The organism is Ruegeria sp. TASC047, from assembly GCF_059612445.1.
In genome coordinates this window covers 629,494-644,015 of record NZ_JBXWQP010000029.1, presented here as the reverse complement: position 1 = coordinate 644,015, position 14,522 = coordinate 629,494, and the positions used below count along the sequence as shown (strand labels likewise).

Sequence of the window (14,522 nt, the reverse complement as noted above, 5' to 3'; positions counted from 1 at the left end):
CCCCTCTCTGCTTTAGGGATAAACAGGTCATGCAACCGTCTGGCCGTCAAGGCCTCAACCTTGGTCAGAGCTACGACGTTCAGGTCGGTTGACAAGATTTTCTTTGTGGCTTGCGCGGACGCAGTTGGTCTTTCGCAACAGCTATGCTAGCGGAAGGCCATGACCGACACCCTTACGCTCCGCCGCCCCGACGACTGGCACCTGCATCTGCGCGATGGCGCGATGCTACAGGCCGTCCTGCCCGAAACCGCGCGCCATTTCGCCCGTGCGATCATTATGCCGAACCTGGTGCCGCCGGTTGTGCGCGGCGACCAGGCCGCTGCCTATCGAGACCGCATTCTGGCGGCCCTGCCCGACGGTATGACGTTCGAGCCGCTGATGACCCTGTATCTGACCGAGGATACAGATGCCGAAGATGTCGCTGCAGCCCATGCCAGCGGTCTGATCAAAGCCGTCAAGCTGTACCCTGCCGGGGCAACGACCAACTCTGCCTCGGGTGTGTGCGATTTCGACAAAGTGCGCCCGGTGCTTGAGAAGATGGCCGAAATCGGCTTGCCCATGTGCGTACATGGCGAGGTGACGGATCCCGAGATCGACATATTTGACCGCGAAGCCGTGTTCATCGACCGTGTTCTTGATCCAATCCGCAGATCGACACCAGGCCTGCGTGTGGTGATGGAACATATCACCACGTCAAATGGTGTGGATTATGTCAAAGCCAACGCGGTTGATCTGGGTGCAACGATCACGGCGCATCACCTGATTATCAACCGCAACCATATCCTGGTTGGCGGCATCAAACCGCATTACTATTGCCTTCCTGTTGCCAAGCGCGAAGAACACCGTCTGGCCCTGCTATCCGCCGCGACATCGGGCGATGCGCGGTTTTTTCTGGGCACGGACAGCGCCCCGCACACGGATGCCAACAAGGAAATGGCTTGCGGCTGTGCCGGTTGTTTCACAGCGACCAACACCATGTCTTTGGTCGCCGAAATGTTTGACCGGGAAGATGCATTGGACAAGCTGGAAGGCTTTGTGTCGCTCAACGGGCCAGGTTTCTATCGCTTGCCGGTGAACCAGGATATGATCACCCTGACCAAGGGTGAGCCCGTTTCGTATCCCTCAAAGATTGACACAGGCGATGGACCGGTCACTGTGTTTGACCCGGGCTTTCCGTTGCACTGGCGCGTGGCTTAACCCGCCATTCGTTTGGCCAGATCGCGGGCACGCCCCCCGGTGCGCAGCATCGACCAGATCGTGTCCGCCTCATCCGCGCCGATCAGCTTGGTCGCTTTGTCGCGCACGCGATCCTCGCGGTCAGACAGCGACATCGGGTTCAGCAGATCATGCGTTGCTTCGCGGCGAATGCCATCGCGACGCAACAGGGACAGATGCGCCTGCGTTTCTGACAGGCTGTCATCTGCCTCGACCGTGATGCGGTCGCGCAAAGACGTAACACGCGGGTCAAGGCAGACCTTGTCAGTGAAACTGCCAGGCAAAGCCGTATCATATCCCAGCGCCTGCATCGCGATCACTGTCCGATAGGAAAACTTGGCTCCCAGTCCGGTTGTCGGCGACAGCTGATTGCACACACTCATCCAGCGCGGATGCGTTTTTATCTGGATCTCGGCGACCTCGGGTTCTGCTATGTCCAACTCCCGCGCAGCTTCCAGCGCGGCGTGAAGACCGTGGCAACAGGCGTGAAACTTGTGGCTGACCGTTTCAAACAGCCATTCATCGCCCAACCCATCCAGAGCAGTTTGGTCTGCTGCGCCTTGATGCGTTGCGCCAAACCCAAAAGGACCTTCCAGCGCGTCGGCGTTGGCCTGAAAACCGCGCTGCACCAGCAAGGCGGTCTCGACCCCTGCCGAGGCGGCAAGTCCGGCGTTATACGGCTTGCCCATGGTTCCGAACTGCGCCTTCAGCCCCGCCGCACGCGTTGCCGTCAGACCCAGAACCATTCGCATCTGGTTTGCGTTAAACCCCAGCAAACGGCCAACAGCAACTGCCGCCCCGAAGGCACCGGATGTTGCCGTCTGATGAAACCCTGCCTGATAGTGGCCGCGTCCCAGCCACAAGCCAATTCGGATTGAGGTTTCCATACCCACCAAAGCGGCTTCGAGCATGTCGACTAGAATACGGTCATCCCATTCGGCCACAGCAAGGGCTGCGGGCAAAATGGCGACGGAAGGATGCCCGATATGGGCGAAATGCGTGTCATCGTAATCCAGCGCGTGGGACACCGTGCCGTTGACCAAAGCCGCACCGCGCAGCGGTGCCGAGTCGCCGCCAAAGAGATGTGCCTGAGGATTCCCGCCCTCGGACAGTATCATGTCGCGAACCGTGGCTGAGACGGGTTCGCGCACGCCTGCCCGGCCCACAGCGACCCAGTCAAGAACAGAAAGCGACGTGACGATTCTTGCCTGAGACGACGTAGAAACCGGGCCTGCCGCAAAAGCGGCCAATGATACTGTAAATTCCGTCATGCGCGTAGTCTAGCGTGCGCCTGACAAGGGTAAAGACCTAGCTGTAGAGTTGTTGCGCACGCGCCTCGAACGCGCGCACGATCCGATGCATGGCTTCGTTGAATACCACGCCGATAATCCCTTGCAGGATGGCATTCTTGAATTCGAAGTCCACATGGAACGAGACGTTGCAGCCCCCATCAGGCGCGTCCTCGAACTGCCAGTCGGATTTCATGTATTTGAAGGGGCCGTCCAGGTATTCGGTGTCGATTTTCCTTTGATCCGCAAACAGGGTTACCTTGCTGCCAAATCGTTCCCGGAAAACCTTGAACGAGATGACCAGATCCGCCTCCATCACCTCAGCCTCTTCCAGCGCATAGTTCTTACGAATGCGGGCAGCAGCGCACCACGGCAGAAATTGCGGGTACTTGGCCACGTCGGCAACCAAGTCGTACATCTGCTGGGCAGTATAAGGCAGGTGGCGGGTTTCCGAATGGATAGGCATGACGTCCGGTATTTGCAGGTGACAATGGCGCGTCATGTCGTATGTTGCGCGCCAAAGATCAAGGGGGCTGCGATGACTGACCGCGCATATGTGATAGATGAGATGATCTCGGCAAAGGCCATCGCTGCTCGAATCGAGGAGCTGTGTCGCGACATTTCGGCAGAGTTCAAAGACACCGACAAGCTGGTGGTCGTGGGTCTGCTGCGCGGCAGCTTTGTATTCATCGCCGACCTTGTGCGCGAACTTGACCTTCCGATCGAAGTGGATTTCCTTGAAGCTTCTTCTTACGGAGACGCGATGGAGAGCAGCCGGGAAGTTCGTATTCTCAAAGACTTGCGTGGCGCAATTGAAGGGCGCGACGTGCTGGTTGTCGAGGATATCGTTGACACCGGTCATACGTTGAACCATGTCACCAAGTTGCTGCAAAGCCGTAACCCCGCGCGCCTGAAATCCATTGCCCTGCTGGACAAGCCGAGCCGCCGTGAAGTGGATTTCCGATCAGACTGGATCGGGTTTGAGATTCCAGACGAATTTGTCGTGGGATATGGAATTGACTACGCCCAACGCAATCGCAACCTGCCCTATATTGGCAAAGTCCGCTTTACAGACGAATAGCTGAGCGGGCAATTTACAGATCACGTGCTCAGACCCGTTTAAAAATTCTATTTTTAGAATATCATTGGACAATCATCGCCTCGTCGCTTTACCTTTCAGGAAATAGCAGGAGTATTGATGATGAAGCGGTTTTTCGCGATAGCGGGCGTCTTTTTAGTGATCGTGTCCCTTGCAGGTGCGTCTTATGCAAAAGACAACAAGGGCAAAGGGCAAGGTGCCAACAAAACCAAAGTAGAGAAATCCATTAAGTCAAACGGCAAAGCTGTTCCGCCCGGTCAAATCAAACGATACACCCGAGGTCAGAAATTGCCGAACGACCTGCGTTTTGATTATATTGACGACCTCGACAACTGGAAGCTCAAACCGCTGAAGCCAGGGCAACGGTATATTCGGGTCGACGACGAAATAATCTCGATATCGGATGATACGAAGACTGTAATAGAAGCTGTTGGAATCGTTGGCGATCTGATGAACTGAAAGCCTCGGTCCTAGCAGTCGCGGCCTAACACAGCGTCGATGGCCTTCAAAAATATCCCGGTCCCAATCGGAATAAGCGCATCCGGGAAGTCATAGTCCGGGTTGTGCAACTGGGGATGGTCGCTCCCCGACCCCAACCAGAACATGGCGGTTTTCGCGCTTTTTCCAAACTCGCCGAAATCTTCTGAAAAACGCTGTGGCTGATCGGTCAACCTGCAAGAAACGCCCTGCTCCGTGCAGGCCTTGGATAGGATCGAAACTGCTTCCGGGTGATTGGCACAAGCCTCAAACACTTCGTCATAACTGATTTCGACCGCCAGCCCTTCGGCTTTGGCCGTTTCGCGGACCAGCGACTCAGCGTCGCTGATCAGTTGCGCCATTCTCGCGTCCGTGACGGTGCGAAGCGTCACCCACAGCTCGGCCCGCCCCGGTGCTACTCCGACTGTGCGCTCACCCAACGTGGCATGTGTGACGGTCGTCAACGCGTAGCCGTCATTCAGATCCCCGCCGTCCCCTAACACGGTCAAAGCCGGCATCAGGCGTGCCAGCGCACCGGCAGGTGACACCCCATCTTGCGGAGCGGCAGCATGTGACGTCTTTCCGGTCAGAACAATCTGCATCCCGCGTGAGGCACAATTGGCAGAACCGCTGCAAATTTCGACCGCCCCCAACTCCAATCCCGGTAAGTTGTGCAAAGACAACACCAGGTCGGGCGCAACCTCGGCGTATTGGGGATCAGCTCGGAAAGCGACTGCACCATGGCCGGTCTCTTCGGCTGGCTGGAAGATCAATACGACGCGGCCCTTCTTGGGGCGTTGATGATTCAACACGTCTGCCACGCCCAGAACCATTGTCATATGCCCGTCGTGGCCGCACAAATGCCCTTTGCCCGCGACCTGTGATACATGGGAATGGTTCGCCAACTCCTGGATCGGCAGCCCATCCAGTTCGCAGCGAATGCCCAGCGTGGGACCGGGTTGGCCACTTTCGAAAACAGCAGCGATCCCGTGCCGACCTATTCCGGTCATAACATGGTCAGCACCAGCGTCGCGCAGAAATTCAGCCACCCGCGCCGCGGTTTTCTTTTCTTGTCCCGAAAGTTCGGGGTGTTGATGCAGCTCGTGGCGCAGACGAGTCAGTCGCGCGATCTTATCCGGTGTCACGCTTTTTGTAGCTTTTCTAGACGCGCCGCGCGCAGTCGGGTGAAATCGTCACCAGCGTGATAAGAAGACCGGGTCAAAGGTGTCGCAGATACCATCAGAAAGCCTTTGCCGTATGCCGCCTTTTCGTATGACGCGAACTCGTCGGGTGTAACGAAACGATCAACGCCGTGGTGTTTCGGCGTTGGTTGCAGATACTGGCCAATCGTTAAAAAATCGATATCCGCCGCGCGCATATCATCCATGACCTGGCGCACCTGCTGTTCGTTTTCGCCAAGCCCAACCATGATGCCAGACTTGGTAAAGATCGACGGATCAAGTTCTTTCACCCGCTGCAAAAGACGCAGGGAATGGAAGTACCGCGCACCGGGGCGAACCTCGGGGTACAAACCCGGTACGGTTTCCAGATTGTGATTGAAGACATCCGGCTTCGCCTGAACCACAATTTCCAGAACATCCGCATCGCATTTCAGAAAATCGGGTGTCAGAATCTCGATCGTGGTTTTGGGAGAGCGGTGCCGCACCGCGCGGATGGTCTGCGCAAAATGCTCGGCTCCTCCATCGCTCAGATCATCCCGGTCGACAGAGGTGATAACCACATGGTTCAGGCCAAGTTTTTCGACTGCATGTGCCACCCGGCCGGGTTCAAAGGCGTCAAGGTCGTCTGGGCGACCGGTAGCGATATTGCAGAATGTGCAGCCACGGGTACAAATCTCGCCCATGATCATCATGGTGGCGTGACCCTGGCTCCAGCATTCGCCGACATTGGGGCATCCTGCCTCTTCGCAGACGGTGACCAGATTGTTGTCGCGCATGATCCGGCGCGTATCTGCATAACCTTTGCCGCCGGGTGCCTTGACCCTGATCCAGTTCGGTTTCTTGGGCTGCGCATTATCCAGGCGGTGCGCTTTTTCCGGGTGGCGCTGTTCGGGGATCTTCAGATCTCGCACGGGCAATTTTCCTGACTTTGGGTCAATCCTGTCGCTCATAACATAGACAGATGCGCAGTGTTACACCAGCGGCGCATAGCCGCTATGCAACACCGTCGTGCATAAGCAGGAGCGCGATTGAAAATTCCCGTTTTACCACATGTTTTCAATGCTAATGAGAAGAGGTTATTAGTTCAAAATGCGGCGTTTCGTCGATTGAAGGTAGTTTAGAACTGTTTTAAGTCACAACAAAATCACCAGTGAATCACAGGAGCTTGACCATGAAATCCGGCGCAATTCTGCCCAACGTGACCTTTCACACCCGTGTCCGTGATGACTCAATCGAAGGAGCAAACCCATTCCGTTGGGAAGACAAGACCACCGCTGACTATTTTGCCGGAAAACGCGTGATCCTGTTCTCGTTGCCCGGCGCGTTCACGCCCACCTGCTCGACATATCAACTGCCCGGCTTTGAAAACGGGTATAGCGATTTCATTGCCCGGGGTGTCGATGAAATCTACTGCATGTCTGTCAACGACAGCTTTGTGATGAACAAATGGGCGCAAGATCAGGGCCTGACCAACGTCAAGGTCATTCCGGATGGATCGGGCGAGTTCACCCGCAAAATGGGTATGCTGGTTGACAAGGATAATCTGGGCTTTGGCATGCGGTCATGGCGCTATGCGGCCATCGTAAACGACGGCGTTGTCGAAGCCTGGTTCGAAGAACCTGGCCTGATGGATAACTGCCCAGAAGATCCCTATGGCGTGTCTTCGCCTGAAAACCTGATGAAACATCTTCAGGCAACGGCAGAGCCCGAACTGGCCTGAGTATTAACAAGACGAATAAAGGCCCGTTTTGACGGGCCTTTTTTGTGCCTTCAGCCAATCATGCGGTCGCGTTCAGCCTGATCCTGATAGTGGCGTTTCAGACGCTGTAACGCAATCCGCAGAACAATCTTGCCGGATCGTGCGGACCAGCCCATACGCTTTTCCGCCAGTTCCAACCCTTCGAGATAGCAACAACACCGCAGGGCAACGTCACTTAACCCGGGGCCAAGATCAGACAAGGCCCGCGCCACGCGGTCCCGCGCATCGGATGACCCCTTTCCTCCGTGGCTTTCACTGTCATAACAGCCACGGCCACCAGCCGTTAGAAACCGGTCCCAGTTCTGTGAAACCTGTGGGCCAATCTGCGCCAATTCGAAATCTTCGCGCAAACGCTCTCCGGCGCTGACAAGCGATTCATCCAGAAAAGGCTTGCCATCGCGGTCACGCCTGCGTGCAAGGGCAACCAACGGGCTTTCCGTGGCGCTATAGCGAATGCGCTTGATCCGGTCAGCCGCCCCGGCCGACGTCTTAGACTGAAACAACGACTGGGCTTCGGCAAATCCAAATTCGGTCCCCACCCGCGCCTTGTTTTCCGCTTTCGCAATCAGGTGGCTCAGGGCCGTTCGGCCAGCTGCAGAAATCCGATACCGTGAAATACGACCGGGGTTATCGCAGGAAATCCAGTCCTTTAAGGCCAGAGCCTGAGCGATCTCGCAATCGACGACCGCGGTTCTGGTCGCTCCGGCGTTGCCGGTGTCGCGAACGACTACCGCTTTGTCCATTTCTTCAGCCACGGCAAGAACCGAACCGGTTTCACTCAGGCGGCGCAAAATGCGCAATGCTTCTCTTTCGAACGCTTCTTCCTGGGCAGCTTCATCCGCGACCACGACCGCGTCGCCTGCGTCGTCGGACATGGAAAAATGTGTTTCTGCCAGCGATTGCAAAGCAGCATCCACCAATGGGTCGTCCCGGCGCATCTCGATACGCCGGATTTGCCGGAGGATGGTTGACGCATGGCAGCCTGCCGATCTCGCAATATCGCGGATCGAGCGTCCGGTTTCGGTATGAGCAAGGTATCTTTGCGCCCCCTCTGGAACCCATGCCGGAATGGTGAAAGCCATGTTGTTTTCCATGATTATTTGCCCTCGTCGACAAAACAAGATGTCACTTTTCGCCCTCGGATTGCGGGTTAACCAAATCTAACTAGAAGTCCATTCGTTACTCGTTCGTTAACCTCACAAGGCACGAACCAGATTTGATTCAAAAAGATAAACAGTCGTGAAACCATCGTTCGGAGAGGCTGTCACGCAGGCAACACCCGCTTAGGTTGTGCATTAAGTGGTCCCGTAAACCCTCAGACACAGGACACATAAGATGCAGGACCTGATGACAATGATCTCAACGCTTCATCGCCCACGCACGTTGGCAAGAGCCGCCAATTTCGGAGCGAGAGAGTACAACCGGGACAGGCATCTGCAACGTATTCTGGGATACGGGTCATTGCCGGGTTCAGGTCAGGCCCTGCTGCGACTGATGGAGATGGAAAAAGAGGTAAATGAACTGCGCAAAGAAGATGATGCCGCATACTCTCTGGTCCGGCATCTCGACATTCTTATCGCGCTGTTGGGTGAGGCGCGGCTGTATCAGGCCAGCCGCGCCTCGGTCCTTCATTAATCAGGAGAACGCATCCGGCATGGAGGCCTTTTTCTCGGCGATATAGGCTTCCAACGCTGCGGCTGTATCCGGTTCCATATGCGGTTGCTGGTAATTAGCCAGCAGGTTTTCAACCCGCGCAGAGGCCAGAGCCCGCGTATCACGTGCGCCTTCTTCCTGCCAGGTTTCATATGGCTTGTAGTCCAGCAGATCGGACTTCCAGAACGATTCCTTGAAGTTCGCCTGCGTGTGGGCACATCCTAGGTAATGCCCGCCCGGGCCAACTTCCCGGATCGCATCCATGGCCTGCGCGTTTTCATCATAGGCCACGCCCTTGGCCAGCGAATGCAAAACACCCAACTGGTCGGCATCCATAACGAATTTCTCGAAGTCGGCCACTAGACCACCTTCCAGCCAGCCGCAGGCATGCAACATGAAGTTCACGCCAGCCAATAGTCCCATATTCAGCGAGTTCGCTGTTTCATAAGCCGCCTGCGCATCCGGAAGTTTCGAGCCACAGAACGATCCTGCGGACCGATAGGGCAAGTTCAGACGCCGCGCCAGTTGACCCGCGCCATAGGTGATATGCGCAGCTTCTGGTGTTCCGAAAGTCGGCGCACCTGAATTCATGTCGATCGAAGTCACGAATGCACCAAAGATCGCGGGTGCACCGGGACGGACGATCTGGCTGTACGCCACACCGGCAAGAACCTCGGCCAGAACCTGTGTCAAAGTACCGGCCACCGAGACCGGCGCCATCGCGCCGCCCACAATAAAGGGCGAGATGATGCAGGCCTGATTGTTACGTGCATAGACTTCCAGCGAGCCCATCATCACATCGTCGAATGTCATCGGCGAGTTGATGTTGGTCAGCGAAGTCATCACCGTGTTTTGCTGAACGAACTCCTTGCCGAACAAGATTTCACACATCTCAATCGAATCCTGAGCCCGGCTGGGATCGGTCACAGAACCCATGAAAGGCTTGTCCGACAGCGTCATGTGCGCCTTCAACATGTCCAGATGGCGCTTGTTCACCGGAATGTCGGTCGGTTCACACACCGTGCCGCCCGAATGGTGCAACCACTTGGACATATAGGCGAGTTTCACGAACTTGTTGAAGTCGTCCATCGTCGCGTAACGACGACCGCCCTGTGCATCGCGCACGAAAGGAGGGCCGTAAACCGGGGCCAGGACCATGTTTCGGCCACCGATTACGACCGATTTCTCGGGGTTGCGGGCATGTTGGGTAAACTCGCTGGGCGCTGTTTTGATCAGCTCGCGAGCCAGGCCACGCGGAATGCGCACGCGTTCACCGTCGATATCCGCACCGGCGTCGCGCCAACGTTCCAGAGCAGCCGGATTATCAACAAAGTTAACACCGATCTCTTCCAACACGGTTTCCGCATTGTTTTCGATGATCTCCAGTGCCTCTTCATTGAGGATTTCGAAGTTCGGAATGTTGCGTTCGATGTATTTCGCGGTCTCGATACGAACTGCAGTCCGCTCGGCACGGCGGGCAGCGCCACCGCCACCTCTCGCCCTGCGCCGGGTGTTTGCCTCGGTCATGAGAAGATCCCGTGTTGTTGGTTAGATTGAGCGTTTGATACAGGTTTGCCGGAACGCAAGCATAGGGATTGCGGCACGTTGGGGGAAAAAGCGACATTGCCGTTCTGCAATCCCGCCAACGAGCTGCCATTGGGGATAATCGGATTTTGGAAAGTGCGGCCCAATTGTTACCGCACCTGTCTACTTCGGATCACGAACGGCGGGAAACGCGAGTGCCGAAGGCCTGTGTGGCGATCTTCATCTAATCCCGCGCCGGAATCGGACCTCGCTCTTGCGAAATGTGCAGGCTTGCCCTAAGGCGCTGACATGACCCAGACATCCCACGACCGCCTTCTGATCATCGACTTCGGCAGCCAGGTTACGCAGCTTATTGCCCGCCGCCTGCGCGAACTGAATGTCTATTGCGAAATTCACCCCTACCAGAATGTCACGATGGATTTCGTGCGGGAAATGGCCCCGCGCGCCGTGATCTTCTCGGGCGGGCCGGACAGTGTGACACGCGAAGGGTCGCCCCGTGCTCCGCAAGAGATTTTTGACTACGGCGTGCCGATTCTGGGCATCTGTTATGGCCAGCAAGTGATGATGCACCAGCTTGGCGGCAAGGTCGAAAGTGGCCATGGCACCGCCGAGTTCGGTCGGGCTTTTGTCACGCCAAAAGACGAACTGGAAATTCTGAAGGGCTGGTTTGACGACGGGGATGAACAGGTCTGGATGAGCCACGGTGACCACGTCAGTGAAATCGCGCCGGGATTTCAGGTCTTTGGCACATCGCCCAACGCGCCCTTTGCGATCACAGCCGATCCAGCGCGCCATTTCTATGCCGTGCAGTTCCACCCCGAGGTGCACCACACGCCCAAGGGCGCGAAGCTGTACGAGAACTTCGTCAAGCTGGCCGGTTTCAAGGGCGACTGGACCATGGGGGCCTATCGCGAAGAGATGATCCGCAAGATCCGCGAGCAGGTTGGCGACAAGAAGGTCATCTGCGGTTTGTCGGGCGGCGTTGACAGCTCGGTCGCGGCAATCTTGATCCACGAGGCGATTGGAGACCAGTTGACCTGCGTCTTCGTCGACCACGGGCTGTTGCGCAAGAACGAGGCGACAGAAGTCGTCGGCATGTTCCGCGACAACTACAACATCCAACTGGTCCACGCGGACGAATCTGAACTGTTCCTTGGCGAGCTTGAAGGGCAAAGCGACCCGGAGACCAAACGCAAGATCATCGGCAAGCTGTTCATCGACGTCTTCCAGAAACACGCCGACACCATTGAAGGGGCCGAGTTCCTGGCCCAGGGAACGCTTTATCCGGATGTAATCGAATCGGTGTCATTCTCGGGCGGTCCTTCTGTAACCATCAAATCGCACCACAATGTCGGTGGCTTGCCTGAAAAGATGGGCCTGAAACTGGTCGAACCCCTGCGAGAGCTGTTCAAGGATGAGGTTCGCGCGCTTGGCCGCGAACTTGGCCTTCCGCAGAGCTTCATCGGACGCCACCCCTTCCCCGGCCCCGGTCTGGCAATCCGCTGCCCCGGTGAAATCACACGTGAGAAACTGGGTATTTTGCGGGAAGCGGATGCAATCTATATCGACCAGATCCGTAAACACGGCCTCTATGACGACATCTGGCAGGCTTTTGTCGCCATCTTGCCAGTGCGCACGGTAGGCGTCATGGGTGATGGACGCACCTATGACTATGCCTGTGCGCTGCGGGCCGTAACATCCGTCGATGGCATGACCGCGGACTACTACCCGTTCAGCCATGAGTTCCTGGGCGAAACGGCAACGCGGATCATCAATGAAGTCAAGGGCATCAACCGGTGCACCTATGACATCACATCGAAACCACCCGGCACCATCGAGTGGGAATAACCGGTGCGTGTCTGCGTAAAACTTAACTGATTGAGCTGCAAAACGTCCTTCTCGTTCAAGCCTTTGTTCGGGGCAGTCACCTATACGATCTTGAATCTGGTGCACCTTGGACGTTTGAATAGCCGGGCAAACCTAGCCTGCTTATCATAAGCTCTTGGCCTTGCGGTCTTTTGGCCGCGCGGCTACGCGACGAACCTGAGGGACGCCCGAAATGAGCCATGCGCAGAAAGACGTGTTGAAGGCCGGTCTATGGATGACAGGTGCGATCGCCTCATTCTCATCCATGGCGGTTGCAGGGCGTGAGCTGAGTTCTGCGCATGATACCTTTGAAATCATGATGTATCGCAGCATCGTGGGGTTCGTTGTTGTTGCAACAGTCCTGACTTTAACGCGCAACTGGCAGCAGGTTTCAGCCGAACGGCTGGGATTGCATGCTTTACGAAACACCTTACACTTTACAGGGCAAAATCTCTGGTTCTACGCCGTGGCAGTGGCTCCTTTGGCACAGGTTTTCGCGCTGGAGTTCACTCAACCGCTTTGGGTGATCCTGCTTTCGCCGCTGTTTCTGAACGAACGGTTGACGCCGCTCAAGTTGATTGCGGCGCTAATTGGATTTTCAGGGGTTCTGATCGTCACACGCCCAGGCGCTGCCCCCCTGAGCCCCGGCTTAATAACAGCAGCGGCATCAGCGGTTTTCTTTGCGTTTACAACGATTACCACCAAGAAGCTTACGCGATTTGTCAGTATTGGGTGTATCGTTTTCTGGCTGACCGCAATGCAAGCGGTCCTTGGGGCCACAGCCGCTGGCATCGACGGTCAGATTGTGCTTCCGACAATGCAAACCGCGCCCTACTTGATTCTGGTTGGGTTGGCGGGGTTGTTGGCGCATTTTTGCATTACCAATGCCCTGTCTATCGCCCCGGCAACCGTCGTCATTCCCTTTGATTTTGCACGCCTTCCGACAATCGCGGTGATCGGAATGATCCTCTATCACGAGCCCATCGACCATTGGGTGCTGATCGGCGCCGCTATCATCTTTGCAGGCATTTTCCTGAACATCTGGTCCGAAAATCGTAACAGTTGAGCAACAGTTCAGAACTGTAGTGGCAACAAGTAACGCACCGTCACCAGTTGACCTTAAACTAACTGAAAAGAAAGTATCGCGCATTACACACGAGTTGGCGCTGGACTCACTCAATTCTTCGCCAGGCAAATACTCGAAAAAGTTCGGGAGGACAGAATGAAAACAACACTACTCGCAACGTGCGCTTTGTGCGTTGGAGCAACGGCTGGTTTTGCAGGCGGCCTAGACCGCAGCGGTCAGGGTATCAACCTGATCTTTGAAGAAGGCTCTGCAGTTCAGTTTCGGTTGGGGTACACCGACCCAAGCGTGACCGGCACGATGCCAGACATTTTTGGTACAAACGGCGGCCAACCCGTTGCTTCCGGCGAAGTTGCAAACGATTTTTTTACGCCACACTTGGGGTACAAAACGGCGCTTACGGAAAAGCTTGATTTCGCGCTGATCTATGATCAACCCTACGGTGCCGATATTCAGTACGCGAGCACGTATCCCCTGTCTTTCAACCCAATTCCCGGCGGTCGGACCGACAGCCTGAGGGCGACAGCGGATACAGATGCCATCACTGCGCTGCTGCGCTACAAATTCGATGGCGGATTCAGTGCCATCGGCGGTATTCGCGCGCAACGCGTCGAGGCTTCGATAACTGTTCCTATTACCGCAGGCTATCAGGTGGATACCAGCGCTGATACCGCATTTGGGTATGTCGTTGGCGTCGCGTGGGAAAAACCCGAAATCGCCGCACGTGTATCGCTGACTTACAACTCCAAGATCAGCCACGACCTTTCGCAGACAGAATCGCTCAATCCGCCTCCTATCCCACCAATTCCGCCGGGGACTGTTGCAACGTTCAACACAACAAGTGAGATTGAAACGCCCCAGTCAATCAACTTGGATTTCCAGACTGGTGTGGCGCCCAAGACATTGTTGTTCGGCTCGATCCGTTGGGTCGACTGGCCACAGCTTGTGTATAACCCGCCAAACTATCCGGCGACCAGCAACCTGGTTGACTATGACGAAGCCACGTTCACCTACTCGCTGGGTTTGGGCTATCAGTTCTCGGAAGAGTTCTCTGGTGCTGTGACACTTGGCTACGAATCTTCCCAAGGTACGCCGGTGTCGAACCTCGGCCCGACAGATGGGTTCTGGAGCATCGGTCTGGGTGGCACCTATTCTCTTGAGAATGCCAAAATTTCCGGTGGTGTGCGTTACACGGATATCGGAGATGCCACCGCGAATGGCGCTGGTCCAGCGGCACGTGGCACGTTCACAGGCAACAGCGCCTGGAGCGTTGGTTTCCAGATCACATACGCTCTGAACTGATCTGAGTATCATATGTTCCCACAAAGCCCCGCTGTTTCTGCGGGGCTTTTTC

The 14,522-nt window shown here is 56.1% G+C and carries 14 protein-coding genes; 8 read left to right on the top strand and 6 right to left on the bottom strand.

Going from position 1 to position 14,522, the window contains the following annotated elements:
- Nucleotides 1-159: 159 nt before the first annotated feature.
- Nucleotides 160-1,197 (top strand): dihydroorotase, encoded by a 1,038-nt coding sequence (gene pyrC / locus AC2FLO_RS10940; protein WP_267365858.1) that lies wholly within the window; start codon nucleotides 160-162, stop codon nucleotides 1,195-1,197.
- On the opposite strand, the gene AC2FLO_RS10935 is transcribed toward pyrC, so the two are convergent.
- Nucleotides 1,194-2,486, bottom strand: coding sequence for an MmgE/PrpD family protein (locus AC2FLO_RS10935; RefSeq protein WP_496752813.1), 1,293 nt, complete (start codon nucleotides 2,484-2,486; stop codon nucleotides 1,194-1,196). The two genes, pyrC and AC2FLO_RS10935, sit on opposite strands and share 4 nt — an antisense overlap.
- A gap of 37 nt (nucleotides 2,487-2,523) precedes the next feature.
- Entirely contained in the window at nucleotides 2,524-2,970 is a 447-nt protein-coding gene (locus AC2FLO_RS10930) for a type II toxin-antitoxin system RatA family toxin (RefSeq protein ID WP_496752814.1), read from the bottom strand.
- A 72-nt stretch (nucleotides 2,971-3,042) separates the two neighbouring features.
- On the opposite strand from AC2FLO_RS10930, the gene hpt reads away from it, so the two are divergent.
- Nucleotides 3,043-3,585 carry a hypoxanthine phosphoribosyltransferase gene (hpt, locus tag AC2FLO_RS10925; protein WP_267365856.1) on the top strand — a complete coding sequence of 181 codons (543 nt, stop codon included), beginning with the start codon at nucleotides 3,043-3,045 and terminating at the stop codon, nucleotides 3,583-3,585.
- Between the two features lie 117 nt (nucleotides 3,586-3,702).
- Nucleotides 3,703-4,062 (top strand): hypothetical protein, encoded by a 360-nt coding sequence (locus AC2FLO_RS10920; protein WP_496811676.1) that lies wholly within the window; start codon nucleotides 3,703-3,705, stop codon nucleotides 4,060-4,062.
- 11 nt (nucleotides 4,063-4,073) lie between these two features.
- On the opposite strand, the gene AC2FLO_RS10915 is transcribed toward AC2FLO_RS10920, so the two are convergent.
- Both AC2FLO_RS10915 and lipA read right to left on the bottom strand, forming a co-directional pair.
- A complete protein-coding gene (locus tag AC2FLO_RS10915) occupies nucleotides 4,074-5,225 on the bottom strand; it encodes an amidohydrolase (protein WP_496752815.1) in 1,152 nt (383 codons plus the stop codon).
- The gene (lipA, locus tag AC2FLO_RS10910) at nucleotides 5,222-6,172 is read right to left on the bottom strand and encodes a lipoyl synthase (RefSeq protein WP_496752816.1); all 951 of its coding nucleotides are present in this window, start codon (nucleotides 6,170-6,172) and stop codon (nucleotides 5,222-5,224) included. Before lipA ends, AC2FLO_RS10915 begins: the two co-directional genes overlap by 4 nt.
- Before the next feature lie 260 nt (nucleotides 6,173-6,432).
- Between lipA and AC2FLO_RS10905 the strand changes: the two genes are divergently transcribed.
- Nucleotides 6,433-6,981 (top strand): peroxiredoxin, encoded by a 549-nt coding sequence (locus AC2FLO_RS10905; RefSeq protein WP_496752817.1) that lies wholly within the window; start codon nucleotides 6,433-6,435, stop codon nucleotides 6,979-6,981.
- A 50-nt stretch (nucleotides 6,982-7,031) separates the two neighbouring features.
- Here AC2FLO_RS10905 and AC2FLO_RS10900 read toward each other — a convergent pair whose 3' ends face one another.
- Nucleotides 7,032-8,114, bottom strand: a complete 1,083-nt coding sequence (locus tag AC2FLO_RS10900; protein WP_496752818.1) for a DUF6456 domain-containing protein — start codon at nucleotides 8,112-8,114, stop codon at nucleotides 7,032-7,034.
- A 241-nt stretch (nucleotides 8,115-8,355) separates the two neighbouring features.
- On the opposite strand from AC2FLO_RS10900, the gene AC2FLO_RS10895 reads away from it, so the two are divergent.
- The gene (locus AC2FLO_RS10895; RefSeq protein ID WP_480583969.1) at nucleotides 8,356-8,655 is read left to right on the top strand and encodes a DUF6477 family protein; all 300 of its coding nucleotides are present in this window, start codon (nucleotides 8,356-8,358) and stop codon (nucleotides 8,653-8,655) included.
- On the opposite strand, the gene AC2FLO_RS10890 is transcribed toward AC2FLO_RS10895, so the two are convergent.
- The gene (locus tag AC2FLO_RS10890; RefSeq protein ID WP_496752819.1) at nucleotides 8,656-10,200 is read right to left on the bottom strand and encodes a trimethylamine methyltransferase family protein; all 1,545 of its coding nucleotides are present in this window, start codon (nucleotides 10,198-10,200) and stop codon (nucleotides 8,656-8,658) included. It lies immediately after the preceding gene.
- Nucleotides 10,201-10,506: 306 nt separating this feature from the next.
- Here AC2FLO_RS10890 and guaA point away from each other — a divergent pair, with 306 nt between their 5' ends.
- The 3 genes from guaA to AC2FLO_RS10875 all read left to right on the top strand — a co-directional run bounded on the left by guaA (nucleotide 10,507) and on the right by AC2FLO_RS10875 (nucleotide 14,470).
- Nucleotides 10,507-12,066 (top strand): glutamine-hydrolyzing GMP synthase, encoded by a 1,560-nt coding sequence (gene guaA / locus AC2FLO_RS10885; protein ID WP_267366260.1) that lies wholly within the window; start codon nucleotides 10,507-10,509, stop codon nucleotides 12,064-12,066.
- Between the two features lie 211 nt (nucleotides 12,067-12,277).
- A complete protein-coding gene (locus AC2FLO_RS10880; protein WP_496752820.1) occupies nucleotides 12,278-13,150 on the top strand; it encodes a DMT family transporter in 873 nt (290 codons plus the stop codon).
- Nucleotides 13,151-13,306: 156 nt separating this feature from the next.
- Nucleotides 13,307-14,470: an OmpP1/FadL family transporter gene (locus AC2FLO_RS10875; RefSeq protein ID WP_496752821.1), complete on the top strand. Its 1,164-nt coding sequence runs from the start codon at nucleotides 13,307-13,309 to the stop codon at nucleotides 14,468-14,470.
- The last annotated feature ends 52 nt before the right edge of the window (nucleotides 14,471-14,522 follow it).

Coding starts and splice junctions, on each gene's coding strand:
- hpt (WP_267365856.1), top strand. CDS start 3,043: ATGACTGACCGCGCATATGTGATAGATGAGATGATCTCGGCAAAGGCC.
- AC2FLO_RS10935 (WP_496752813.1), bottom strand. CDS start 2,486: ATGACGGAATTTACAGTATCATTGGCCGCTTTTGCGGCAGGCCCGGTT.
- AC2FLO_RS10920 (WP_496811676.1), top strand. CDS start 3,703: ATGATGAAGCGGTTTTTCGCGATAGCGGGCGTCTTTTTAGTGATCGTG.
- AC2FLO_RS10895 (WP_480583969.1), top strand. CDS start 8,356: ATGCAGGACCTGATGACAATGATCTCAACGCTTCATCGCCCACGCACG.
- AC2FLO_RS10880 (WP_496752820.1), top strand. CDS start 12,278: ATGAGCCATGCGCAGAAAGACGTGTTGAAGGCCGGTCTATGGATGACA.
- AC2FLO_RS10890 (WP_496752819.1), bottom strand. CDS start 10,200: ATGACCGAGGCAAACACCCGGCGCAGGGCGAGAGGTGGCGGTGGCGCT.
- AC2FLO_RS10930 (WP_496752814.1), bottom strand. CDS start 2,970: ATGCCTATCCATTCGGAAACCCGCCACCTGCCTTATACTGCCCAGCAG.
- pyrC (WP_267365858.1), top strand. CDS start 160: ATGACCGACACCCTTACGCTCCGCCGCCCCGACGACTGGCACCTGCAT.
- AC2FLO_RS10875 (WP_496752821.1), top strand. CDS start 13,307: ATGAAAACAACACTACTCGCAACGTGCGCTTTGTGCGTTGGAGCAACG.
- guaA (WP_267366260.1), top strand. CDS start 10,507: ATGACCCAGACATCCCACGACCGCCTTCTGATCATCGACTTCGGCAGC.
- AC2FLO_RS10900 (WP_496752818.1), bottom strand. CDS start 8,114: ATGGAAAACAACATGGCTTTCACCATTCCGGCATGGGTTCCAGAGGGG.
- AC2FLO_RS10905 (WP_496752817.1), top strand. CDS start 6,433: ATGAAATCCGGCGCAATTCTGCCCAACGTGACCTTTCACACCCGTGTC.